Consider the following 21,026-nt stretch of genomic DNA (forward strand, 5'->3'; position numbering starts at 1 on the left):
CGCGGTCCGGCAGGCCCGCGGTGAGCGCGGGACGGCCGCAGCGCGCACCCTGGGCCGGTCCGCTGGGGCTGCACCGTCCCGGCACGAGCGCGGTCCACCGCGCGCCCGCAGGCCTCAAGCTCGTCCTGCTCGCCGCCGCCGGTGCGGTCCTCGTCGTGCGCACCGGGCCCGCCGCGGCCGCCGTGGGCCTGCTCGTCGTCGTCGCGCTCGGCGCCCTGGCCCGCACGCCGTGGCGCACGTCGGTGCGCGGCCTGGTCCCGGTGCTGCTCACGGCCGCCGCCCTCGGCGGGTACCAGACCTGGGCGCGCGGCGCGGCGTACGGCGCGGAGGTGGCGCTGGACCTGCTGACGCTCGTGCTCGCCGGCACCCTCGTGACGGCGACGACCCGCGCCGACGACCTGCTGGCCGTCGTCGCCCGGGCGGCGCGGCCGCTGCGCCACGTCGGGCTGCCGCCGGAGACGGTGGCGCTGACGGTCGGCCTGTTCCTGCGCACCGTCCCGGTGCTCGTGCGGGTCACGGGCGAGGCGCGGGACGCCGCGCGGGCGCGCGGCCTGGAGCGGGACCCCCGGGCGGTGGTCGTGCCGGCCGCGGTCCGGATGGTGGGGCACGCGCGGACGACGGGCGACGCGCTGGCGGCGCGCGGGCTCGGGGACTGAGCCCGCACCGGCAGGTGCGCGCGGGCCCGCGCGGCGCGTGTCAGGTGCCGGGCACCGCCGCGAGGTCGTCGTCGGTCGGCACCGGGCGGGCGAGCCGGCCGGTGCGCCGCAGCCACCGCTCGAGCGGCAGCGTGACGAGCGGCGGCACCGCCGCCGCCAGCGCGAGCCCGGCCACCCACCACGGCCAGCGCAGCCGCACGGCGGCGACCAGGGCGACGACCACGTACAGCAGGAACGCCCCGCCGTGCAGGCGCCCGAAGACCGCGACGCCCAGCTCGGTGGTCTGCGTGACGTGCTTGAGGACCATGCCGACGAGCAGACCCGCCCACGTGAACGCCTCGACGAGCGCGACGACGGCGAACAGGCGCCCGACGCGGTCGACGGGACGCACGGGAGCGGCGCCGGCAGGCACGGACGGGGACGCGGCCGGGACGGACGGCGCGGGGGTGGACGCGGGCATGCGGTCGCTCCTGGGGTCGGGGGTGGAGGTCCATGCTCTCCCACGCGCGGGCGTGGACGGGAACCGGCCCGCGGTGCGGCCCGTTACGGGGTCATGACGACACGGGACGGTCACGCGGACGGCAGGACGGGGCAGGGCTCGGGCGGACGGGACGCCGCTCGCCGCGCGGCGGTCGAGCGCGCCGCGCGCGGGGTCCTCGCGCACGGCGGGGGGACGGTGGACCGGCCGGTCCACGGCGACACCCTCCCGCTGGCCTACGTCCGTACCGCTCCGCGCGGTGACGCCCCTCCGCTCGTCGTCGTGCCGGGCGGGCCGGGGCTCGCGTCCGTGCTGCCCTACGTGGCGCTGCGCGCCGAGGCCACCCGCCGCGGGCTCGACGTCCTCATGGTCGAGCACCGCGGCATCGGCCTGTCGCGCCGCGTCCGCGCAGGCGGCGACGTGCCGGCCGAGGCCGTCACGGTCGCCGCGGTCGTCGACGACCTGGTGGCGGTGCTGGACCACGCCGGCGTCGAATGTGCGGTCCTGCTCGGCGCGTCCTACGGGTCGTACGTCGTCCAGGCCTTCGGTGCCCGCCACCCCGACCGCGTCGCCGGGATGGTCCTCGACTCCCCCGTCCTGGCCCCCGCGGACGACCTCGTCGCGGCCCGGGCGCACCGACGACGCATCCTGTGGGACGGCGACCTGCGCGCCGGTGACGACCCGGCGCTGGCGGGCGTCGCCGACGCGGTCCGCTCCCTGGCGGACGACGTGCCGGCGGCCGAGCTCGCCCACGTCGTGCAGGTCGTGCACGAGTTCGCGGGGCCGCAGGTGCTGCACCGCCTCCTCCTCGCCCGGCGCGCCGGACGGCTGCGGGCGGTGTGGGACCGGGTCGCGACGCTCGGCAGCGGAGAGGTGGAGGGAGCCGGGCAGCCGTTCGTCATGGAGCCGGACCTCGTCGCGCGGATCATGGACGACGAGCTCGGGTTCGCGCTGCCGCCGGACGGCGGTCCGCTCGACCCGCAGCTCGCGTTCGCGGACGCCGCCGCCCGGCACGCAGCCCGCGGCGGTGCCGGAGCGACCACCCCGTTCGACCTTCCGGCGGCGCTGCCGGCGTTCACCTGGCCCGTCGCCGTCCTGTCCGGCGACCGCGACCTGCGGACGCCACGACCCGTCGCCGAGCGGGTCGTCGGGCTCGCTCCGGACGCGGTCCTCGTGCCGCTCCCCGGCACCGGCCACAGCGCGCTCGACACCCACCGGGCCGCCGCCCTCCTCGCCGCCCGCGCGGTGGCGGCCGGTGCTGCGCGCCGCCTGCCGGACCTGGCGCCACGTCTCGCCGCGCTGCCTCGGCGCGGTCCGTCGAGGCACGTGGGGACCGCGCTCTCGGCGGTCGTGCGGGCGACGACGCGACGCCCCTGACGTCGTCGCCGCGCACGCGGCTGTGGCGCCGTCGCCGCACGGGGAGTGCCGGACGGCTGTCCAGCGTCGCCGCGCGCGTCCGTGACCTCGGGGCTAGCGTGTGCGCGTGACATTCAGCGAGGGTGGCAGGTTCGAGGGCGGCCGGGTCAAGCGGCACGGGCGTGGCGGCGCCGTGGCGGCCGGCGGCGGCGGGCTCGTCGGCATCATCGCGCTGGCGATCTTCCTCTTCACCGGCCAGGACGTGTCCGGCGTCCTCGGTGCCGAGGGCGGCGGCGCGAGCGCACCCGTCGACGAGGTCGGTGAGTGCACCGCCGAGCAGGCGAACACCGATCCCCTGTGCCGCTACTCCGCCACCCTGGAGGCGCTGGAGGTCTACTGGGGGGCGACGGTCCCGGCGGGGACGGCCTTCGCCCCGGCCCAGGGCCACGAGTTCTCGGGCGGCATCGCGACCGGCTGCGGCCAGGCGTCCTCGTCGACCGGCCCGTTCTACTGCCCGGCGGACCAGGGCATCTACCTCGACGTCACCTTCTTCGACCTGCTGCAGCAGCAGCTCGGCGCGCAGGGCGGACCGCTGGCGGAGATGTACATCTACGCCCACGAGTACGGCCACCACATCCAGAACCTCACGGGCGTGTTCGACTCCGCCGACCGCGGCGGGAGCGGCGCCGAGTCGGACTCGGTGCGCGTCGAGCTCCAGGCCGACTGCTACGCGGGGATGTGGGTCGGCGACGCCGCGACGCGCGAGGACCCCGAGACCGGCGTCACGTACCTGCAGCCGCCGACGCGCGAGGAGCTCGCGCAGGCGCTCGACGCCGCAGCCACCGTCGGCGACGACCACATCCAGCAGCAGTCGGGCGGCGTGAACCCCGACACCTGGACCCACGGCTCCAGCGAGCAGCGGCAGAAGTGGTTCACCATCGGCTACGAGCAGGGCTCGCTCGCCGCGTGCGACACGTTCGCCGCGTCCGAGCTCTGACGCCGCACACGGACGGCCGAGCCCGTCGACTCCGGGCGAGGCCGCGCGCTCAGTCCAGGTACGAGTAGACGCGGTCCACCCAGCGGAAGCGGCGCGAGTCGATCTCGTGGCCGATCATGCAGACGACGGCCGCGATGACGAGCACGCCGTACATGATCGTGGCACCGCCCCAGAACCCGGCGGCCCTCGGCTGGCCGATGAGCGGCGCGATCACCGAGCCGGTACCGCCGGCCACAGCCGCGCACGCGAGGCAGGCGACGGCGACCGAGAGTCTCCGCAGGCCGTAGAGGACGGGGCCGGCAAGCAGGTGCCGGATCTCAGCCCGTCGCGACACACCGTCGTCGTCGGCAGGGTGCCGTCCTCCGGTGGTCATGACCGAGAGTGTCGCAGGCGCTCCCCGGGCTGTCGTGCGACGCGTACCCACGCGGCCACACCTCGGCTCTCCCACCCCGAGGTCCCCGCGGTCCGCCCGACCACGGAGCGTGCGACGAGGACGACGATCGCGCGACCCGTCCGCCCGGTGCCCGTCGCACGCCGAAGACCCCGACCAGCGAGCCGGCCAGGGCCTTCGGGTGTGGCGTGCTCAGATGTTGAAGCCGAGGGCCCGCATCTGCTCGCGACCGTCGGGCGTGATCTTCTCGGGGCCCCACGGCGGCATCCAGACCCAGTTGATGCGGAACCCGTCGACGACGCCCTCGAGCGCCTGGGCCGACTGGTCCTCGATGACGTCGGTCAGCGGGCACGCCGCCGACGTGAGCGTCATGTCGATGACCGCGGTGTTGGTCTGGTCGATGACGACGCCGTAGACGAGGCCGAGGTCGACGACGTTGATGCCGAGCTCGGGGTCGATGACGTCGCGCATCGCCTCCTCGACGTCCGCGGCCGTGGCGGCGCCGGTCGTGGGCGCGGTCGTGGGCGGCGCCGTCGTGGGCACGGGCGTGGTCTCTTCGGTGGTCATGCGTCCTCCGTCGTACGGGCTCCGGACAGGATGAGGGCGTCGGCCAGCGCGACCCAGCCGAGCTGGGCGCACTTGACGCGCGCGGCGTAGCGCGAGACGCCGGTGAACGCCGCGGCGTCCCCGAGGACCTCCTCGGCGTCGTCGCCGATGCCCGCGCCCTGGGACTGCATCAGGTCGCGGAACGTCGCGGCGAGCCGGTCGACGGTCGGCAGGTCCTGCCCGACCACGAGGTCGTGCAGGACGGACGCCGAGGCCTGCGAGATCGAGCACCCCTGGCCCTCCCAGGCCACGCCGCGCAGCACCGGGACGTCACCGGTGGTGTCGACGTCGACGTGCATCGTGATCTCGTCGCCGCAGGTGGGGTTCACCTGGTGCGAGGTCGCCGCGCACGTGCCGTGGTCGGCCGCAGCCACCCCGACGGCCGTCGCACCGGCCGGCAGGCCCCTGCCGTGCGGGTGCTTGGCGTGGTCGAGGATGACCTGCTGGTACAGCTGCTCCATGGCCGAGCTCACGCGGGCCTCCCGTCCGTCGTCGTGTCCTGCAGACCGAAGAACGTCCGGACCCCCGCCAGGGCTTCCCGGAACGCGGCGACGTCGTCGTCGGTCGTGTAGACCCCGGCGCTCGCGCGGGCCGTGGCAGCCACGCCGAACCGGCGGTGCAGCGGCTGAGCGCAGTGGTGGCCGACGCGCACGGCGACCCCGGCGTCGTCGAGCACCTGGCCCACGTCGTGCGCGTGCACGCCGTCGACGACGAACGACACGGCCGCGAGCCGGTCGACGTTCTCGGTGGGGCCGATCACGCGGACGCCGGGCACCGACGCCACGGCGTCGAGCAGCAGCCCCGCCACGTGGTGCTCGTGCGCCGCCACGGCCGGCATCCCGAGCTCGCCGAGGTACTGCGCCGCGGCGCCCAGCGCCACGGCCTGCGAGACCATCTGCGTCCCGGCCTCGAACCGCTGCGGCGGCGGTGCGTAGGTCGTGGCCTCCATCGTCACGACCTCGACCATCGAGCCGCCGGTCGTGACCGGCGGCATCGCCTCGAGCAGCTCGCGCCGCCCGTACAGCGCGCCCACCCCGGTGGGGCCGTACATCTTGTGACCCGAGAAGGCGGCGAAGTCCACGCCCAGCGCGGCGAGGTCCACCGGCAGGTGCGGCACCGACTGGCACGCGTCGAGCACGGTCAGGGCCCCGACCTCGCGGGCGCGGGCGACGAACGCCTCGACCGGCGTGACCGCGCCCGTGACGTTCGAGGCGTGCGTGAAGGCGAGCACCCGCGTGCGGTCCGTGACGACCGTCGCGAGGTCCTCGGTGCGGATCCGGCCGTCGTCGTCGACCCCCAGCCAGCGCAGGGTCGCCCCGGTGCGGGCCGCGAGCTCCTGCCACGGCACGAGGTTCGCGTGGTGCTCGGCCTCGGTGACGACGATCTCGTCACCGGCGCCGAGCGCGAACCGCCGGGCGGCCTCTCCCCCGCGCCCCAGCGACGCGTTGGACATCGCGTACGCCACGAGGTTGATCGCCGCGGTCGCGTTCGACGTCCACACGAGCTCGCCGGGCGACACGCCGACGAACCCGGCGACACACGCCCGGGCGTCCTCGAACGCCTCGGTGGCCTCCTCGGCCAGCTGGTGCGCACCGCGGTGCACGGCCGCGTTGCGGCGCACGTAGAAGTCCTGCTCGGCGTCGAGGACGACCTCGGGCTTCTGCGACGTCGCCCCGCTGTCGAGGTACACCAGCCGGCGGCCGTCGCGCAGCGTCCGCTCGAGCAGCGGGAAGTCGGCCCGCACGGCGATGAGCTCGGCGGCGGACAGCGTCGTGCCGCCGGTGTGGCCGGCCGGGACGAGCGGCTCGAGCGTGCTGGTCATGTGTCCTCCGGGCGGGCGGCGGGCGCCCGCGGGTGCGTGAGACGGGTGGTCGCCCGGGGGCGACCGGTGCGGCGGCCGACGGGGTGCTCCCGGCGGCCGCCGCGACGGACTCAGACCGAGGTGCCGGCGGCGAGGAAGCGGTCGTAGCCCTCGTTCTCGAGGCGCTCGGCCAGCTCCGGGCCGCCCTGCTCGGCGATCCGGCCGTCGACGAAGACGTGCACGAAGTCCGGGGTGATGTACCGCAGGATGCGCGTGTAGTGCGTGATGAGCAGGACGCCCACGTCGCCGCCGGCCTTGACGCGGTTGACGCCCTCGGACACGACGCGCAGGGCGTCGACGTCCAGACCGGAGTCGGTCTCGTCGAGGATCGCGAAGCGCGGCTTGAGCAGCTCCATCTGGAGGATCTCGTGGCGCTTCTTCTCACCACCGGAGAAGCCCTCGTTGACGGAGCGCTCGGCGAAGGAGGCGTCCATGCGCAGGTCGTCCATCGCGGCACGCACGTCCTTGACCCACGTGCGCAGCGGCGGCGCCTCGCCGGAGATGGCCGTCTTGGCGGTGCGCAGGAAGTTCGACACCGAGACGCCCGGGACCTCGACGGGGTACTGCATCGCGAGGAACATGCCCGCACGGGCACGCTCGTCGACGCTCATCGCGAGGACGTCCTCGCCGTCGAGCAGCACGGTGCCCGACGTGATCTCGTACTTCGGGTGCCCGGCCAGCGAGTACGCCAGCGTGGACTTGCCGGACCCGTTCGGGCCCATGATCGCGTGGGTCTCGCCGCTGTTCACGGTGAGGTCGACGCCGCGGAGGATGGGCTTGGCGCCCTCCTTCGTCTCGACGCTGACGTGCAGGTCGCGGATCTCCAGTGTGGACATCTGGGGGTACTCCTCGCAGGTTTCAGAGCGGCGCGTCGACGTCGACGAGCACACGCTCGCCGTCGACGGTCACGGGGTAGACGGGGACGGGGCGGATCGCGGGCGGCGACAGCGGCTTGCCGGAGCGCAGGTCGAACCTCGACCCGTGCAGCCAGCACTCCACCGTGCAGTCCTCGACCTCGCCGTCGGACAGGGAGACGGCACCGTGCGAGCAGACGTCGCTGATCGCGTGCCAGTCACCGGACTCGTCGCGGACGACGGCGACCTCGACAGGTCCCGCCTCGCCCTCGAGCTCGACGCGGAGCGCACCGGCGACCGGCACGTCCGCGGTGTAGCAGGCCAGCTGGGCGCTCATGCACGCTCCGTGGCGGCCGCGGCCTGCGAGCCCTCGACCTGCGGCACGCCGAGGATCGCGCTCATCGACTTCTCGAGCTCCGCGTCGATCGCGGCGACGAGCCGCTCCTCGACCTCGGGCACGCCGATCTCCTGGATGAGCTCGGCGAAGAAGCCGCGCACGACGAGACGGCGGGCGTCCGTCTCCGGGATGCCACGGGCACGCAGGTAGAACAGCTGCTCGTCGTCGAACCGGCCGGTGGCGCTGGCGTGGCCGGCACCCTCGATCAGACCGGTCTCGATCTCGAGGTTGGGGACCGAGTCCGCGCGCGCGCCGTCCGTGAGGACGAGGTTGCGGTTCAGCTCGTAGGTGTCGGTCCCCTCGGCGGCCGCGCGGATCAGCACGTCGCCGACCCAGACCGTGTGGGCGCCGACGCCCTGCAGGGCACCCTTGTAGGTGACCCGGGACACGCAGTTCGGGACCGCGTGGTCGACGAACAGGCGGTGCTCCTGGTGCTGGTCCGCGTCCGCGAAGTACAGGCCGAGCGCCGTGACGGATGCACCCTCGCCGACGAACTCGGTGTCGGGCGTGATGCGCACGACGTCGCCACCGAGCGTGACGACGATGTGCTTCACGGTCGCGTCGCGCCCGATCCGCACCCGGTGGCTGGCGGCGTGGACCGAGCCGGCGGCCCAGTCCTGCACCGACACGACCGTCAGGTGCGCACCGTCCTCCGCGACGATCTCGACCGTCTCGGTGAGGTTGGCGTGCCCGACGTGGTCGAGGACGACGACGCCCTGCGACATCGGCTCGGCGTGCAGCAGCAGGTGCGCCGCGGTCGGCTCGAGGGGCGCGTCGGCCAGACCGGCGCCCTCGATGCCCTCGACGACGACCGAGGTGACCTTGGAGGAGACCGACTCGCGGGGCAGCGTCACGACCGTCGCGCGGTCGAACGACGCCCACGCGGTCGCGGCGGCCCGGTCGCCCGGCTTGCCGGCGGTGCCGAGACGCACGTCGTCGCGGTCGACGATCTCGACGCGGACCTCCGGCGACTCGACGACCGTCGTGAGGACGCCGCGACCGGTCAGCACGCCGTCGCTCGCCGCGGCGAACAGACCGGCGAACCGGTCGACGGGCGCGAAGCGCCACTCCTCCTCGCGCCCGGTGGGCACGGGGAAGTCCGCGACGTCGAAGGACGTCGGACGCGACGCGCGCGACGCCTCCGGCACGATCCCGCCGTGCGTGTGCGCGCCGTCGGCGGTCGCGCGGGAGTGGTCCGTCGAGAGGCCCTCGCTGGGGACCTGCTCGTTCGTGGTGGTCGACATCAGCCGACGGCCCCTTCCATCTGCAGCTCGATGAGGCGGTTGAGCTCGAGCGCGTACTCCATGGGCAGCTCACGGGCGATGGGCTCGACGAACCCCCGCACGATCATGGCCATGGCCTCGGTCTCGGTCATGCCTCGGGACATCAGGTAGAACAGCTGGTCCTCGCTGACGCGGGAGACCGTGGCCTCGTGGCCCATCGACACGTCGTCCTCGCGGACGTCGACGTACGGGTACGTGTCCGAGCGCGAGATCTGGTCGACCAGCAGTGCGTCGCACAGCACGTTGGACGCCGAGTGCTCGGCCCCCTCGAGGATCTGCACGAGCCCGCGGTACGACGTGCGACCGCCCCCGCGCGCCACCGACTTCGACACGATGGACGAGGACGTGCGCGGCGCCGCGTGCACCATCTTGGAGCCCGCGTCCTGGTGCTGGCCCTCGCCGGCGAACGCGATCGACAGCGTCTCGCCGCGCGCGTGCTCACCCATGAGGTAGATCGCCGGGTACTTCATGGTGACCTTGGAGCCGATGTTGCCGTCGACCCACTCCATGGTGGCACCCTCGGCCGCGGTCGCCCGCTTGGTCACGAGGTTGTACACGTTGTTCGACCAGTTCTGGATCGTCGTGTACCGCACGCGGGCGTTCTTCTTGACGATGATCTCGACCACCGCGGAGTGCAGCGAGTCCGACTGGTAGATCGGCGCGGTGCAGCCCTCGACGTAGTGCACGTACGAGCCCTCGTCGGCGATGATCAGCGTCCGCTCGAACTGGCCCATGTTCTCCGTGTTGATGCGGAAGTAGGCCTGCAGCGGGATCTCGACGTGGACGCCCGGCGGCACGTAGACGAACGACCCACCGGACCACACGGCGCTGTTGAGCGCGGCGAACTTGTTGTCGCCGGGCGGGATCACGGAGCCGAAGTACTGCTCGAAGATCTCCGGGTGCTCGCGCAGAGCCGTGTCGGTGTCGAGGAAGATGACGCCCTGCTCCTCGAGCGACTCCTGGATCTGGTGGTAGACGACCTCGGACTCGTACTGCGCGGCGACGCCCGCGACCAGGCGCTGCTTCTCCGCCTCCGGGATGCCGAGCCGGTCGTACGTGTTCTTGATGTCCTCGGGCAGGTCCTCCCAGCTGGTGGCCTGCTTCTCGGTGGACCGCACGAAGTACTTGATGTTGTCGAAGTCGATGCCCGACAGGTCCGCGCCCCACCAGGGCATGGGCTTCTTCTCGAACAGCCGCAGCGACTTCAGACGCGTCTTGAGCATCCACTCGGGCTCGTTCTTGAGCCGCGAGATGTCGCGCACGACGTCCTCGGACAGGCCGCGGCGCGCGACGGCGCCGGCGACGTCCGGGTCGTGCCACCCGTAGGTGTAGTTGCCGATCGAGGCGATGGCCTCGTCCTGGCTCATCGGCTCACCGGTCGCCGGCCGGGTGGCCGTGTCGTCCGTGGGTGCGCTCATGGTGTCGGTCCTTCCGTCGAGTGCACGGGGGCTGGGGAGGGCTGGGGGGTCGGGGGGCGGGCGTGCCGACCGTCCGGCGGCCGCGCGGGGTGGTCGGGCGCCTCGACGGCGTCCGGCGGCGACGACCGGCCGGCACCGGCGGGGATGCTCGTGGTGCACACGTGGCCCCCCGAGCCGAGCGTGGACAACCGCTGCACGTGGACGCCCAGCATCCGGCTGAAGGCCCGGGTCTCGGCCTCGCACAGCTCGGGGAACTGCGCCGCCACGTCCTGGACGGGGCAGTGCCCCTGGCACAGCTGCACGACGGTGGTCCCGGGGACGGGGCGCGCCGACGCGGCGTAGCCGTCGTCGGCCAGGGCCCGGGCGAGGGCGTGGGCACGGGCGGCGACGTCCTCACCGGCGGCGTCGACGACGTCCGCGTGCCGCGCCTCCAGCTCGGCCACACGGTGCTCGGCGAACTGCCGAACGGCGCGCGGGCCGGCCGCGTCGGCGAGGAAGTGCAGCGCGTCCGTCGCGATCTCCGCGTACCGCTGGGTGAGGACGGCCTGCCCCTGCCCGGTCACGACGTAGCGCCGCGCGGGCCGGCCGCGACCGCGCGACCCCGCGGGGCCGACGTGCACGGCCACCTGGTCCGCCACCTCGAGGGCCTGGAGGTGCCGGCGTACGCCCGCGGCGGCCAGGTCGAGCGCGGCCGCGAGGTCAGCGGCGCTGACCGGACCGTCGGAGGCGACGAGCTGCAGGATCCGACGGCGGGTGGAGGCGTCGTGCTCGCTCGCGGCGTCGGCGCTGCGGTCGGCGTCGGCACCGCGGTCGGCGAGGGGTGTGGACCCGGTCATGCAGCACCTCCCCGCGACGTCGAAGACCTCGACCCGCTACGGGCGTCGGCGTGGGCACGACTGCACCCGATATCGGCAACATCCTTGTTGCCGAAATCCATCCACGCAAGCAAGGTGAGCCTTCGTGACGTGCACGTCGCACGGGGAGCCGCCGTCACGGTGCGGCGCTAGACGGTGGCGCGCGCCCGAGCCGCCGGGCCCGTGCCGCCGCGCCCGGCACCCGGGTCCCCGGTCGCGCGGGCGGACGCCGCCGCGAGCGCGATCCTGCTCGCCCCCACCTGGTCGTCGGGGGCGCCGTCCCGCGTGCGGCGCTCGAGCGCGGAGGAGAACAGGTGCACCGCCTCGGAGTACCGACCGGTGCCGTAGCGCACGCGACCCTGCCCCTGGTCGGCGAACGCCAGCACCGCCGAGCAGTCCCGGCGCGCGTCCTCGTCGACGCCCGGGACCACGGCAGCCGCCTGCGCGGCACGGCGCACGGCGTCGACCACGGCGTCGGCCGCGTCGAGCAGCCCTCGCCGGTGCAGCACCTGCGCGAGCCGCAGCAGAGGCCGCCACGCCGCCGCCGGGACGGGCTCGGCGACCGCGAGGTCGGCGAGCCGCACCGGTCCCCCGTGACGCGCCACGTCCGACCACGCGAGCCGCTCCGCGGCCGCCAGGGCGCCGAGGATCCGCAACCAGACGACCCGTTCGGCGTCACCCGGCGGGCCCTGCCGCTCGAGCCGCTCCACGTGCTCCCACGTCGCCCCGACGTCCTGGGGAACCTCCCACAGGGTCGCCGTGTCGATGCGGTACGTGACCACGGGCAGCTCCTTCGGCCGTCACGCGAGGCGGGGACGCACGGGACGATCCGGGCAGATCGACCCGGCGCCCACCGTAGGGGGCGGCGGACCGCGCCCGCACGGCCCGTCCACCACCAGGACACCGCCGTCGGTCGCGCACCGCCCGGCACCTGGGCGAGGCCCGCGAGCGCCTAGACTCGCGCTCCGTGCACCGCTCCCATGCCGTCGAGGTCCACGGCCTCGTGAAGAGGTACGACGGACGCGCCGTCGTCGACGGCCTCGACCTGACGGCCGACGCCGGCCGCGTCACCGCGGTGCTGGGTCCCAACGGCGCCGGGAAGACCACCACGGTCGAGTGCTGCGAGGGCCTGCGGTCCCCGGACGCCGGGACCGTGCGCGTCCTCGGCCTCGACCCCGTCGCGGACGCCGCGGCCCTGCGACCGGCCGTCGGGGTGATGCTGCAGGACGGTGGGCTGCCGACCGGTGTGCGGGCGCAGGAGATGCTCGAGCACGTCGCGCGCATGTACGCCCGGCCGCTCGACACGGGCCAGCTCGCGGAGCGCCTCGGCCTCGGCGCGTTCGCGCGCACCACCGTGCGCCGCCTGTCCGGGGGGCAGCGCCAACGGCTCGCGCTGGCCGTCGCGGTCGTCGGGCGGCCCCGTGTGGTGTTCCTCGACGAGCCGAGCGCGGGCATGGACCCGCAGTCGCGGCTGGCCGTGTGGGAGCTCGTGCGCGAGCTGCGCGACGGCGGGGCCGCCGTCATCCTCACGACGCACCTCATGGAGGAGGCCGAGGACGTCGCCGACCAGGTCGCCGTCGTCGACCACGGGACGGTGATCGCCCGCGGCACCGTGCCGCAGCTGCTCGCCATGGGCGTCGACCGCGACGGAGCGGCGACGCTCGTCGTGCACACCGACGGCGACGTCGACCCCGCCGGGCTCGCGGAGCGGCTCGGCGACCGGTTCACCGTGGAGCGCCGCTCCGGCACGTCGCTGGCCGTGACCGGCGCGGTCGCGCCCGGCACGGTGGCCGCCACCACCGGGTGGCTCGCCGAGCAGGACGTGCTGGTGACGCACCTGGACCTGGGTCGCCGCACCCTCGAGGACGTCTTCCTCGACCTCACCGGACGGAGCCTGCGATGAGCGTGCCCGACGCCCCTGCGGCACCTCGTCCCGACGGACCCGCCGCGGCACCGCCCGCGCGGCGCGTGCTCGCGCAGGCCGCGTTCGAGGCGCGCATGATCCTGCGCAACGGCGAGCAGGTGCTGGTCGCGGTGGTCATCCCCGTCCTCGCCCTCGTCGGCCTCGTCCAGGCGTCGTTCGTCGCGCTGGACACCGGCAGCACGAGCCGGATCGACTTCCTCACCCCCGGCGTCCTCGCGCTGGCCGTCATGACGGCGTCCTTCACCTCGCAGGCGATCGCCACGGCGTTCGACCGCCGCAACGGCGTCCTGCGCCTCATGGCGACGACCCCCCTGGGGCGCGGAGGGCTGCTCGCGGGCAAGGTGCTCGGCGTGCTCGCGGTCGAGGCCGTGCAGGTCGTGCTCATCGGAGCCGCCGCCGTCGCGCTCGGGTGGCGTCCGGACGCGACGGGCGTCCTGCTCGCGCTCGTCGGCGTCGTGCTGGGGACCGCAGCCTTCACCGCGCTCGCGCTGCTGGTCGCGGGGACCCTGCGGGCCGAGGCGGTGCTCGCGCTGGCCAACCTGCTGCTGCTCGTGCTCGCGCTGGGCGGCGGCGTCATCGTGCCCGCGGACCGCCTGCCCGGGCCGCTGGCGACGCTCGCCGCGTGGCTGCCGTCCGGGGCCCTGGGCGACGTGCTGCGCGGTGCGCTGGTCGACGGTGCGCTGCCGCTCGTCCCGGTGCTCGTGCTGGCCGGGTGGACCGCCCTGCTCGGCGCCCTGGCAGCGCGGCTCTTCCGCTGGCACTGAGCCGACCGGCGGCGCTGACCGGCACGATGAGACGTACGCCGCACGGCCCGGCCGCGCCGGGCGCCCCGCCGGGCCGCGACCGCCGCCTACCCTGGACCACGTGACCGGCACGATGCCCTCCCCCGACTCGACGTCCCAGCGCGAGCACGAGCGCCCGCCCGGGTCACCCCGGCGGGTCGTCGCCCTCCTCGACCGCCTGCGGCCGGGCTGGACGCAGCGCGCGGTCGTCGCCAACCTCGTGGCGCAGATCGGCATCGTCGTGACCGGTGGGGCCGTCCGGCTGACCGGATCGGGCCTCGGGTGCTCGACGTGGCCGTACTGCGAGCCCGGCCGGTTCACGCCCGAGCTCCACGCCGAGATGACCATCCACCCGCTCATCGAGTTCGGGAACCGCACGCTGACGGGTGTGCTCCTCGTGGTGGCACTGGCCGTGGCCCTCCTCGCGGGCCTGGACCGCACGCGGTCGCTGTCCTACCGCCGGCTGGCCTGGGCGCCGTTCGCCGGCGTGGTCGTCCAGGCGGGCGTCGGCGGCATCACGGTGCTCGTCGACCTGCACCCCGCGATCGTGGGCTCGCACTTCCTCATCTCCGCCGCGCTCATCGCCGTCTCCGCATGGCTGCTGGTCCGGCGGCGCGAGGGCGACGGGCCGGTCGTCCCGGTCGTCGACGAGCGCGTCCGCACCCTGGCCCGCGGCCTGGCTGTCCTCGGGGCCGTCGTGGTGGCGCTGGGCGTCGTCGTGACGGGGGCCGGGCCGCACTCCGGGGACGAGGAGGTCGGGTACCGGTTCGCCGTCGACCCGTACGCCGTGGCGCGGGTCCACGCGCTGTCCGTGTGGGCGTTCGTCGTGACCCTCGCCGTGATCCTGGTGCTGCTCGCCCGCGCCCGCCGCGTCGCGGACGCCGGGTCGGGCGGTCCGGCCCGCGCCCTGCGCTCGGGCCTGGTCCTGATGGCCGTCACGCTCGCCCAGGGGCTCGTCGGGTACGTGCAGCTGTTCACCGGGCTGCCGATCGCCCTGGTCAACCTGCACATGCTCGGCGCCGGCGTCCTGATAGCCGCGATCGCGTCCTTCCTCGGGACGCTGCGCCGCCGCGAGGCCTGACGCGGGACGTGCCGGGGACGGCACGTGCACCGACGTGACGAGGGGCGGGGCCCGACCGGGCCCCGCCCCTCGCGGGCCTCACGGTCACGTCAGGCGGGCGTCACCTCGGTGAGACCCGACCAGCCGGCACCGCGCGCGGCCACGGCCGCGAGGACGCCGACGACCGTGGTCGGGCAGTGCAGCCGGCCGGCCATCACCCCGGCGACGACGTCGTCCAGCGGCACCCAGACGGGCACGATGTCGGCCTCCTCCTCGCCGCGCACGTAGCGCTCGGCCTCGGGCACGGGCGACAGGTCCCGCGCGAGGAAGATCGTGATGCGCTCGTCGGACCCACCGGGCGAGGTGAAGTACTCCGCGAGCCGCCACCACCGGCCGGCCACGAGGTCCGCCTCCTCGGCGAGCTCGCGGGCGGCCGCCGTGACGAGGTCCTCGTTCTCGACGTCCAGCAGACCGGCGGGCGGCTCCCACAGCACGTGGCGCACCGGGTGCCGGTACTGGGAGAGCAGCAGCACGCGGTCCTCGTCGTCGAGCGCGATCACCGCGACGGCGCCGGGGTGGTCGACGTACTCGCGCACGACGTCACCGTCGTCGAGCCGCACCGTGTCGGACACCACGTCCCACACCCGTCCGTCGTGCAGCAGGCGGTGCTCGACGACGTCCCGCTCGCGCGGGACGTCGACGAGCGCCTCGTCGCTCACGCGGTCGTCCGCGCCGCGAGCGCCGCGCCGACGAGACCCGCGAACAGCGGGTGCGCACGCGTGGGACGCGACTTGAACTCCGGGTGCGCCTGCGTCGCGACGTAGTACGGGTGCTCCTCGCGCGGCAGCTCGACGAACTCCACGAGCGAGCGGTCGGGCGAGACGCCGGAGATCACCAGGCCGGCGGCCTCGAGCTTGTCGCGGTACGCGTTGTTCACCTCGTACCGGTGCCGGTGCCGCTCCGAGACGCGCTCGCTGCCGTACACCTCGGCGACGACCGAGCCGGGCAGGAGCGCGGCGTCGTAGGCGCCCAGGCGCATCGTGCCGCCGAGGTCGCCCTCGCCGCCGACGATCGTCAGCTGCTCCTCCATCGTGGCGATGACGGGGTGCGGCGAGTCCGGGTCGAACTCGGAGGACGACGCCCCCTCGAGCCCGGCGACGTTGCGCGCGTACTCGATGACCATGCACTGCAGCCCCAGGCACAGGCCCAGCGTGGGGACCTTGCGCTCCCGCGCCCAGCGCAGCGCGCCGAGCTTGCCCTCGATGCCGCGCACGCCGAAGCCGCCGGGCACGAGCACGGCGTCCACGCCGCCGAGCGCCTCCCGGGCGCCCTCCGGGGTGCGGCAGTCGTCGGACGGCACCCACCGGATCGTGACGCGTGCGTCGTGGTGGAACCCGCCGGCGCGCAGCGCCTCGGTCACCGAGAGGTACGCGTCGGGCAGGTCGATGTACTTGCCGACCAGCGCGATCTCGACCTGGTGCGCAGGGGCGTGGACCCGGCTGAGCAGCGCGTCCCAGCCGCTCCACTCGACGTCGCGGAACGGCAGGCCGAGCCGCTGGACGACGTACGCGTCGAGGCCCTCGGCGTGCAGAACGCGCGGGATGTCGTAGATGCTCGGCGCGTCCTTGGCGATCGCGACGCTGTCCACGTCGACGTCGCAGAACAGCGCGATCTTGCGCTTGATCGACTCCGGCACCTCGCGGTCCGCACGCAGCACGATCGCGTCCGGCTGGATGCCGATGCTGCGCAGCGCCGCCACGGAGTGCTGCGTGGGCTTGGTCTTCAGCTCCCCGGACGGGCCGATGTACGGCAGCAGGGACACGTGCAGGAAGAACACGTTGTCGCGTCCGAGGTCGTGGCGCACCTGGCGTGCCGCCTCGAGGAACGGCTGCGACTCGATGTCGCCGACGGTGCCGCCGATCTCGGTGATGATCACGTCGACGTCCTCGGACGCCTGCGAGCGCATCCGCCCCTTGATCTCGTCCGTGATGTGCGGGATCACCTGCACGGTGTCGCCGAGGTACTCGCCGCGGCGCTCCTTGGCGATGACGTCGGAGTACACCTGCCCGGTCGTGACGTTCGCCGAGCCGACCAGGTCGACGTCGAGGAACCGCTCGTAGTGGCCCACGTCCAGGTCGGTCTCGGCACCGTCCTCGGTGACGAAGACCTCACCGTGCTGGAACGGGTTCATCGTCCCGGGGTCCACGTTGATGTACGGGTCGAGCTTCTGCATCGTGACGCGCAGGCCGCGCGAACGGAGAAGTCGACCGAGGCTGCTGGCCGTCAGGCCCTTGCCCAGAGAGGAGGCCACGCCCCCCGTGACGAAGATGTGCCGGGTCAGGGAGTCCGACCGCCCGGAGAGTCGATGCGCGCGTTCCATCACGGGCTTCCACCCTACCGGACCCGGCGCCCGACCGGGACGCGGCGACACCCGAACGTGGCGCGCCGTGCGTCACGTCGGGGTCGGACCGGTCCGTCTGGACGGCGCCGGGTCGCCGGACGTCGCTTCCGGCACCGGCGTGCGCTCGACGCGGAGCACACCGGTCAGCGTGCCGCGGTCCAGCAGCGCGACCGCCCCGACCACGGCCGTGACAGCCACGACCGCGCCCCCGCCGGCGGCCGCGGTCGCACTGAGCGCGCCGTCGCCCACCAGGTCCAGCACGGTGGTCGCGACACCTCGGCCCGCGACCGCACCGAGCACGCCGGCACCCAGCGCGACGACCGCCGTACGCCCCAGACCGGCGAGCGCTGCACCTCCCGCGGCGTGTCGCAGAGCGAGGACCGCCGCGACGCCGCCGAGCGCCATGCCGAGCGCCGTCGCGAGCCCGATGGACCGGAGGACGGCCGTCGGGTCCTGCGGGTCCCCCAGCACGACGAGCAGCGGTACGGCGACGGCGACGGCGCCCCACCCGACGACGTTCGTGAGGATCGCCGCGCGCGGCCGCTCCACGGCGTAGAGCGTGCGGGACACGTGGAACATCACCGCGAGCCCGACGACCCCCGCCGGCATCCACGTGAGCAGGATGCCCATGGCCTCGGCCAGCCCGGCACCCTCGCCCGTCGCGAGGTCCGCGAAGACCCGGGCCACACCGCTGCCGCCCGCGACCACGGCCGCGCCACCCAGCGCCCCCACGGTCAGCACCGCGCGCGTCGTGACGGCCGACGTCGCGGCGAACCGAGCGCGGTCCCCCGTCGCGGCGTGCGCCGCCACGCGCGGGAACGTCGACGTCGCGAGGGGCACGACCAGGACCGCGTACGGCAGCAGGTACACCTGCTGGGCGTAGACGACCGCGGAGAACCCGCGCCCGTCGTGGGGCAGCAGCTCGTTGGCGACGTACCAGATGACGAGGACCGAGAGCTGCTGGGCGGCGACCGACCCGACACCGGCGAGCGCGAGCGCCCGGAACCGGGGGCCCGCGTCGTCCGGAAACCGCAGCGTGGGACGCATCCGCACGCCGAGGCGGCGCACCGGCAGCAGCACCGGCAGCAGCATCGCGAGGACGCCCGCCGTCGTGCCCCACGCGAGCAGGTCGATGGCGCCCGGCACGAGCGCCGTCGGGTCGGACGTCTCGCCGTCCGCGAGCGCGCCGTACACCAGGAAGGTCGCGATCAGGACGAGGGAGTTCAGCACCGGGGCGAACGCCGGCCAGAAGAACCGGCGGTGCGCCTGCAGCACGCCGTACAGCAGCACGGTGAGCCCGTACACGGGGACCTGCACCGAGAAGACCAGCACGAAGTACCGCACGGTCGTCGCCAGCACGGGGTCGTCCCTGCTCGCGACCGCCGCCACGACGCCGCTCAGCGCCGCGAGAAGGATGCCGAGCGGGACCAGGACGAGCAGGACCCACCCGAGCGCCGCGGACACGAGGCGGTCGATCTGCGCGCGGTCGGCGCGTGCCACGGGCGCGGCCAGCAGCGGCACGACGGCGCCCGCGAGGGCCCCACCGGCCGCGACCTCGAAGAGCACGTTGGGCAGGAGGTTGGCCGCGTTGTACGCGTCGGCGATCGCCTCGTGCCCGACGGTGCCGTTGAGGACGAGCGTGCGCACGAGCCCGAGCACGCGGCTGACGACCGTGACGACCGCGATCATCGCCGCCGCGCCGAGCAGCCCCTGGACAGCACGACGCAGGCCCGCGCGGGTCATGGCGTGGTGCCCACGCCCGCCCGGGGCGCGGCGGGGCGCCGCCCCCACGCGTCGATCTCGCGCAGCACCGGCGTGCGCTCGATGACGCGGGTGAAGCTGACCCGCTCGCTGACGAGCGTCAGGCCGACGACGCCGACGAGCGCCGCGAGTCGCACGGGGCGCGGCGCACCGAGCACCAGCGCCGTGCCCAGCGCCGCGCCCAGGGCGTTCGCCCCGGAGTCGCCGAGCATGTCCGTCTCGGCGAGGTCGGCCTCGACGGCGGTCGAGGCCGCACCGAGCACCGCGCACGCCGCCACGCCGCCGCCGGTGCCGACGAGCGGCGCCGCGGCCAGGGAGACGGCCTTCAGAGCCCGCCCCGGGCGCAGGTCGAGCAGGTTGACGAGGTTGGCGGTGCCGGCCACCAGCGCCGCCGACGCGAGGGTGTCCACCACGCGGCCGACGGGACGACCGGCGGGGCCGCCGGCGGGCGGGGCGAGCGTGGCCGCCGCGAGGGCGCACGCCCCGATGCCGAGCACCTTCAGCCCCCCGGTGGTCAGCTGCCCGCGGGCGAGGGCGCCGAGGTGCCCCCGGAGGCCCTTGGCACGCGTCCCGGGGTCCTCGCGCAGGTCGTCGACCAGGCCGAAGGCACCGGCGCCCACGACGGCCGTCGCGGTCGCGGCGGTCGCCCGCAGACCGCCCGCACCGACCAGCACGCCCGCGAGGACGCCGGCGACCACCGCCGGGCCCTCCAGCAGGCTGACGGGCTCACCGCGGTGGTTGGTGCGCGTCCACGTCGTGGCGCCGCCCGGCGGCTGCCAGTCCAGCGCACCACGCGCCGCGGCCGTGACCGCGGCGGCGACGAGCGCGGCTGCAGGACGGCCCGCGCGGCTCATCCCTCACCGCCGGCCTGGTCCGGCACCTCGCTCTGCGCCGCGGCGTCGTCCGCCTCCGGCACCACGGGTGTGCGGTCCACGGGTGTGAGCTGGACGGCCGGCGGCAGCGTCTGGAGCCCGTCCCCGTAGCCGTAGTGGCCGGGCTGGTCGGCGATCGCGGCGGCGAGCGCGAGCGGCACCACGACCTGCCCGCTGACGGTCGCGACGTCGGCGACGGTGGTCACGGTGTCGGCGAGCGCGTCGTCACCACGCACCGCGGCGACCAGGTCGTCGCCGTCCGTCCCGGTCCCCGCGACGACGGCCCCCTCGGAGAGCCGCTGCGCCGCGGCCGCCAGCGCGAGCTGGGCGTCGAAGGTGACGGGCGTCGGCGCGGCCGTCGCGTCGCCGTCCGCGGGCTCGACCGGCGTGCCGGCGACGACCACCACGGCATCCGCCGGACGGGTCACGTCCTGGGCGTACGACACCAGGGGACGGTCACCCGCCGCGAGCACGTCGAGCAGGGACGACGCGTTCTCCGACAGCGCGTCGGGCGCGGCGGAGTCGGCACCGACGAGCCCCGAGACGAGCGCCTCGGCGAGCTCGGCGTCCGCACCGGCGTCGGCCGCCGGCGGCTGGTCGAGGTAGGACATGACCGTGCCCGCCAGGGTCCGGCGGTACGTCGCCATCGCGGGATCGGTCCACGCGGCGTCCACCGTCACCGTCGCCGAGATCTCGGCACCGGCCTGCGTGAACCGCTCGACGAGCGCCGCGACCTCGTCCTCGGGGACGTCGTCGACGAGCACCAGCGCGACACGGCGGTCGGTCAGGGCACCCGCGAGCAGGCGCTCGCCGGAGGCGGAGGCGAACGCGTCCGCGGCGGCCAGCTCACCGCCGGTGCGGTCCAGCTCGGATCGCAGGCTCTCCTTCTCGGCGCGCAGCCCTTCGACCTGGCCCGTCAGGGTGTCGCCGATGGTCTCCTTCAGCGGGCCTGCGCCGAGGGCGATGCCGACGGCGAGCGCAAGGAACACGGAGATGAGGGAGACGATGTGGTACCGGAAGTCGATCACGGGGTGTGCTCTCGATCGGGTGCGCGACGGATCGCGGCGGGACGTAC

General features: G+C 74.9%; 22 protein-coding genes. 6 read left to right on the forward strand and 16 right to left on the reverse strand.

The genetic code is table 11. The features are described 5' to 3' along the window. Positions 1 to 20: 20 nt before the first annotated feature. Complete coding sequence (locus J1G43_RS11225) at positions 21 to 656, forward strand: energy-coupling factor transporter transmembrane protein EcfT (RefSeq protein WP_207378444.1); 636 nt, start codon at positions 21 to 23, stop codon at positions 654 to 656. A 40-nt stretch (positions 657 to 696) separates the two neighbouring features. Here J1G43_RS11225 and J1G43_RS11230 read toward each other — a convergent pair whose 3' ends face one another. Then, complete coding sequence (locus J1G43_RS11230) at positions 697 to 1,116, reverse strand: DUF3817 domain-containing protein (protein WP_207342103.1); 420 nt, start codon at positions 1,114 to 1,116, stop codon at positions 697 to 699. 93 nt (positions 1,117 to 1,209) lie between these two features. Between J1G43_RS11230 and J1G43_RS11235 the strand changes: the two genes are divergently transcribed. Both J1G43_RS11235 and J1G43_RS11240 read left to right on the forward strand, forming a co-directional pair. Beyond that, on the forward strand, positions 1,210 to 2,511 hold the full coding sequence (locus tag J1G43_RS11235) for an alpha/beta fold hydrolase (RefSeq protein WP_207378445.1): 1,302 nt from the start codon (positions 1,210 to 1,212) through the stop codon (positions 2,509 to 2,511). Positions 2,512 to 2,617: 106 nt separating this feature from the next. Then, positions 2,618 to 3,487 carry a neutral zinc metallopeptidase gene (locus J1G43_RS11240; protein ID WP_207342105.1) on the forward strand — a complete coding sequence of 290 codons (870 nt, stop codon included), beginning with the start codon at positions 2,618 to 2,620 and terminating at the stop codon, positions 3,485 to 3,487. 49 nt (positions 3,488 to 3,536) lie between these two features. Here J1G43_RS11240 and J1G43_RS11245 read toward each other — a convergent pair whose 3' ends face one another. The 10 genes from J1G43_RS11245 to J1G43_RS11290 all read right to left on the reverse strand — a co-directional run bounded on the left by J1G43_RS11245 (position 3,537) and on the right by J1G43_RS11290 (position 11,933). After that, positions 3,537 to 3,860 carry a hypothetical protein gene (locus J1G43_RS11245; protein ID WP_207378446.1) on the reverse strand — a complete coding sequence of 108 codons (324 nt, stop codon included), beginning with the start codon at positions 3,858 to 3,860 and terminating at the stop codon, positions 3,537 to 3,539. A 210-nt stretch (positions 3,861 to 4,070) separates the two neighbouring features. After that, entirely contained in the window at positions 4,071 to 4,445 is a 375-nt protein-coding gene (locus J1G43_RS11250; RefSeq protein ID WP_207371422.1) for a metal-sulfur cluster assembly factor, read from the reverse strand. Then, the gene (gene sufU / locus J1G43_RS11255; RefSeq protein ID WP_207342108.1) at positions 4,442 to 4,957 is read right to left on the reverse strand and encodes a Fe-S cluster assembly sulfur transfer protein SufU; all 516 of its coding nucleotides are present in this window, start codon (positions 4,955 to 4,957) and stop codon (positions 4,442 to 4,444) included. The genes J1G43_RS11250 and sufU overlap by 4 nt, the downstream gene beginning before the upstream one ends. After that, positions 4,954 to 6,306, reverse strand: coding sequence for a SufS family cysteine desulfurase (locus J1G43_RS11260; RefSeq protein WP_207371421.1), 1,353 nt, complete (start codon positions 6,304 to 6,306; stop codon positions 4,954 to 4,956). The genes sufU and J1G43_RS11260 overlap by 4 nt, the downstream gene beginning before the upstream one ends. Before the next feature lie 110 nt (positions 6,307 to 6,416). Beyond that, complete coding sequence (gene sufC / locus J1G43_RS11265) at positions 6,417 to 7,181, reverse strand: Fe-S cluster assembly ATPase SufC (RefSeq protein ID WP_207342110.1); 765 nt, start codon at positions 7,179 to 7,181, stop codon at positions 6,417 to 6,419. A gap of 22 nt (positions 7,182 to 7,203) precedes the next feature. Continuing rightward, the gene (locus tag J1G43_RS11270; RefSeq protein WP_089798786.1) at positions 7,204 to 7,536 is read right to left on the reverse strand and encodes a non-heme iron oxygenase ferredoxin subunit; all 333 of its coding nucleotides are present in this window, start codon (positions 7,534 to 7,536) and stop codon (positions 7,204 to 7,206) included. Next, positions 7,533 to 8,840, reverse strand: coding sequence for a Fe-S cluster assembly protein SufD (gene sufD, locus J1G43_RS11275; protein WP_207371420.1), 1,308 nt, complete (start codon positions 8,838 to 8,840; stop codon positions 7,533 to 7,535). Before sufD ends, J1G43_RS11270 begins: the two co-directional genes overlap by 4 nt. Beyond that, on the reverse strand, positions 8,840 to 10,297 hold the full coding sequence (sufB, locus tag J1G43_RS11280) for a Fe-S cluster assembly protein SufB (RefSeq protein WP_278186618.1): 1,458 nt from the start codon (positions 10,295 to 10,297) through the stop codon (positions 8,840 to 8,842). The genes sufD and sufB overlap by 1 nt, the downstream gene beginning before the upstream one ends. Then, entirely contained in the window at positions 10,294 to 11,133 is an 840-nt protein-coding gene (locus J1G43_RS11285) for a metalloregulator ArsR/SmtB family transcription factor (RefSeq protein WP_207371419.1), read from the reverse strand. Before J1G43_RS11285 ends, sufB begins: the two co-directional genes overlap by 4 nt. Positions 11,134 to 11,300: 167 nt before the next feature. Continuing rightward, the gene (locus J1G43_RS11290; RefSeq protein ID WP_207342113.1) at positions 11,301 to 11,933 is read right to left on the reverse strand and encodes a hypothetical protein; all 633 of its coding nucleotides are present in this window, start codon (positions 11,931 to 11,933) and stop codon (positions 11,301 to 11,303) included. Between the two features lie 185 nt (positions 11,934 to 12,118). On the opposite strand from J1G43_RS11290, the gene J1G43_RS11295 reads away from it, so the two are divergent. The 3 genes from J1G43_RS11295 (at position 12,119) to J1G43_RS11305 (ending at position 14,938) form a co-directional block, all read left to right on the forward strand. After that, on the forward strand, positions 12,119 to 13,054 hold the full coding sequence (locus J1G43_RS11295; RefSeq protein ID WP_207371418.1) for an ABC transporter ATP-binding protein: 936 nt from the start codon (positions 12,119 to 12,121) through the stop codon (positions 13,052 to 13,054). After that, the gene (locus J1G43_RS11300; RefSeq protein WP_207371417.1) at positions 13,051 to 13,839 is read left to right on the forward strand and encodes an ABC transporter permease; all 789 of its coding nucleotides are present in this window, start codon (positions 13,051 to 13,053) and stop codon (positions 13,837 to 13,839) included. The genes J1G43_RS11295 and J1G43_RS11300 overlap by 4 nt, the downstream gene beginning before the upstream one ends. A gap of 100 nt (positions 13,840 to 13,939) precedes the next feature. Beyond that, on the forward strand, positions 13,940 to 14,938 hold the full coding sequence (locus tag J1G43_RS11305; RefSeq protein WP_249670858.1) for a heme A synthase: 999 nt from the start codon (positions 13,940 to 13,942) through the stop codon (positions 14,936 to 14,938). 89 nt (positions 14,939 to 15,027) lie between these two features. Here J1G43_RS11305 and J1G43_RS11310 read toward each other — a convergent pair whose 3' ends face one another. The 5 genes from J1G43_RS11310 to J1G43_RS11330 form a co-directional block, all read right to left on the reverse strand. Continuing rightward, complete coding sequence (locus tag J1G43_RS11310; RefSeq protein WP_207342116.1) at positions 15,028 to 15,636, reverse strand: NUDIX domain-containing protein; 609 nt, start codon at positions 15,634 to 15,636, stop codon at positions 15,028 to 15,030. After that, positions 15,633 to 17,297 (reverse strand): CTP synthase, encoded by a 1,665-nt coding sequence (locus J1G43_RS11315; protein WP_278186619.1) that lies wholly within the window; start codon positions 17,295 to 17,297, stop codon positions 15,633 to 15,635. The genes J1G43_RS11310 and J1G43_RS11315 overlap by 4 nt, the downstream gene beginning before the upstream one ends. 72 nt (positions 17,298 to 17,369) lie before the next feature. After that, positions 17,370 to 19,061 (reverse strand): murein biosynthesis integral membrane protein MurJ, encoded by a 1,692-nt coding sequence (gene murJ / locus J1G43_RS11320; RefSeq protein ID WP_207378447.1) that lies wholly within the window; start codon positions 19,059 to 19,061, stop codon positions 17,370 to 17,372. After that, positions 19,058 to 19,933 carry a hypothetical protein gene (locus J1G43_RS11325; protein WP_207342118.1) on the reverse strand — a complete coding sequence of 292 codons (876 nt, stop codon included), beginning with the start codon at positions 19,931 to 19,933 and terminating at the stop codon, positions 19,058 to 19,060. Before J1G43_RS11325 ends, murJ begins: the two co-directional genes overlap by 4 nt. Then, positions 19,930 to 20,979, reverse strand: coding sequence for a copper transporter (locus tag J1G43_RS11330; RefSeq protein ID WP_207342119.1), 1,050 nt, complete (start codon positions 20,977 to 20,979; stop codon positions 19,930 to 19,932). The genes J1G43_RS11325 and J1G43_RS11330 overlap by 4 nt, the downstream gene beginning before the upstream one ends. Positions 20,980 to 21,026: the final 47 nt, after the last annotated feature.

Source organism: Cellulomonas sp. zg-ZUI22 (assembly GCF_017353535.1).
Lineage (GTDB): Bacteria > Actinomycetota > Actinomycetes > Actinomycetales > Cellulomonadaceae > Cellulomonas > Cellulomonas wangleii.

Coding starts and splice junctions, on each gene's coding strand:
- J1G43_RS11260 (WP_207371421.1), bottom strand. CDS start 6,306: ATGACCAGCACGCTCGAGCCGCTCGTCCCGGCCGGCCACACCGGCGGC.
- J1G43_RS11315 (WP_278186619.1), bottom strand. CDS start 17,297: ATGGAACGCGCGCATCGACTCTCCGGGCGGTCGGACTCCCTGACCCGG.
- sufB (WP_278186618.1), bottom strand. CDS start 10,297: ATGAGCGCACCCACGGACGACACGGCCACCCGGCCGGCGACCGGTGAG.
- sufC (WP_207342110.1), bottom strand. CDS start 7,181: ATGTCCACACTGGAGATCCGCGACCTGCACGTCAGCGTCGAGACGAAG.
- J1G43_RS11325 (WP_207342118.1), bottom strand. CDS start 19,933: ATGAGCCGCGCGGGCCGTCCTGCAGCCGCGCTCGTCGCCGCCGCGGTC.
- J1G43_RS11230 (WP_207342103.1), bottom strand. CDS start 1,116: ATGCCCGCGTCCACCCCCGCGCCGTCCGTCCCGGCCGCGTCCCCGTCC.
- J1G43_RS11270 (WP_089798786.1), bottom strand. CDS start 7,536: ATGAGCGCCCAGCTGGCCTGCTACACCGCGGACGTGCCGGTCGCCGGT.
- J1G43_RS11245 (WP_207378446.1), bottom strand. CDS start 3,860: ATGACCACCGGAGGACGGCACCCTGCCGACGACGACGGTGTGTCGCGA.
- sufD (WP_207371420.1), bottom strand. CDS start 8,840: ATGTCGACCACCACGAACGAGCAGGTCCCCAGCGAGGGCCTCTCGACG.
- murJ (WP_207378447.1), bottom strand. CDS start 19,061: ATGACCCGCGCGGGCCTGCGTCGTGCTGTCCAGGGGCTGCTCGGCGCG.
- J1G43_RS11300 (WP_207371417.1), top strand. CDS start 13,051: ATGAGCGTGCCCGACGCCCCTGCGGCACCTCGTCCCGACGGACCCGCC.
- J1G43_RS11235 (WP_207378445.1), top strand. CDS start 1,210: ATGACGACACGGGACGGTCACGCGGACGGCAGGACGGGGCAGGGCTCG.
- J1G43_RS11250 (WP_207371422.1), bottom strand. CDS start 4,445: ATGACCACCGAAGAGACCACGCCCGTGCCCACGACGGCGCCGCCCACG.
- J1G43_RS11285 (WP_207371419.1), bottom strand. CDS start 11,133: ATGACCGGGTCCACACCCCTCGCCGACCGCGGTGCCGACGCCGACCGC.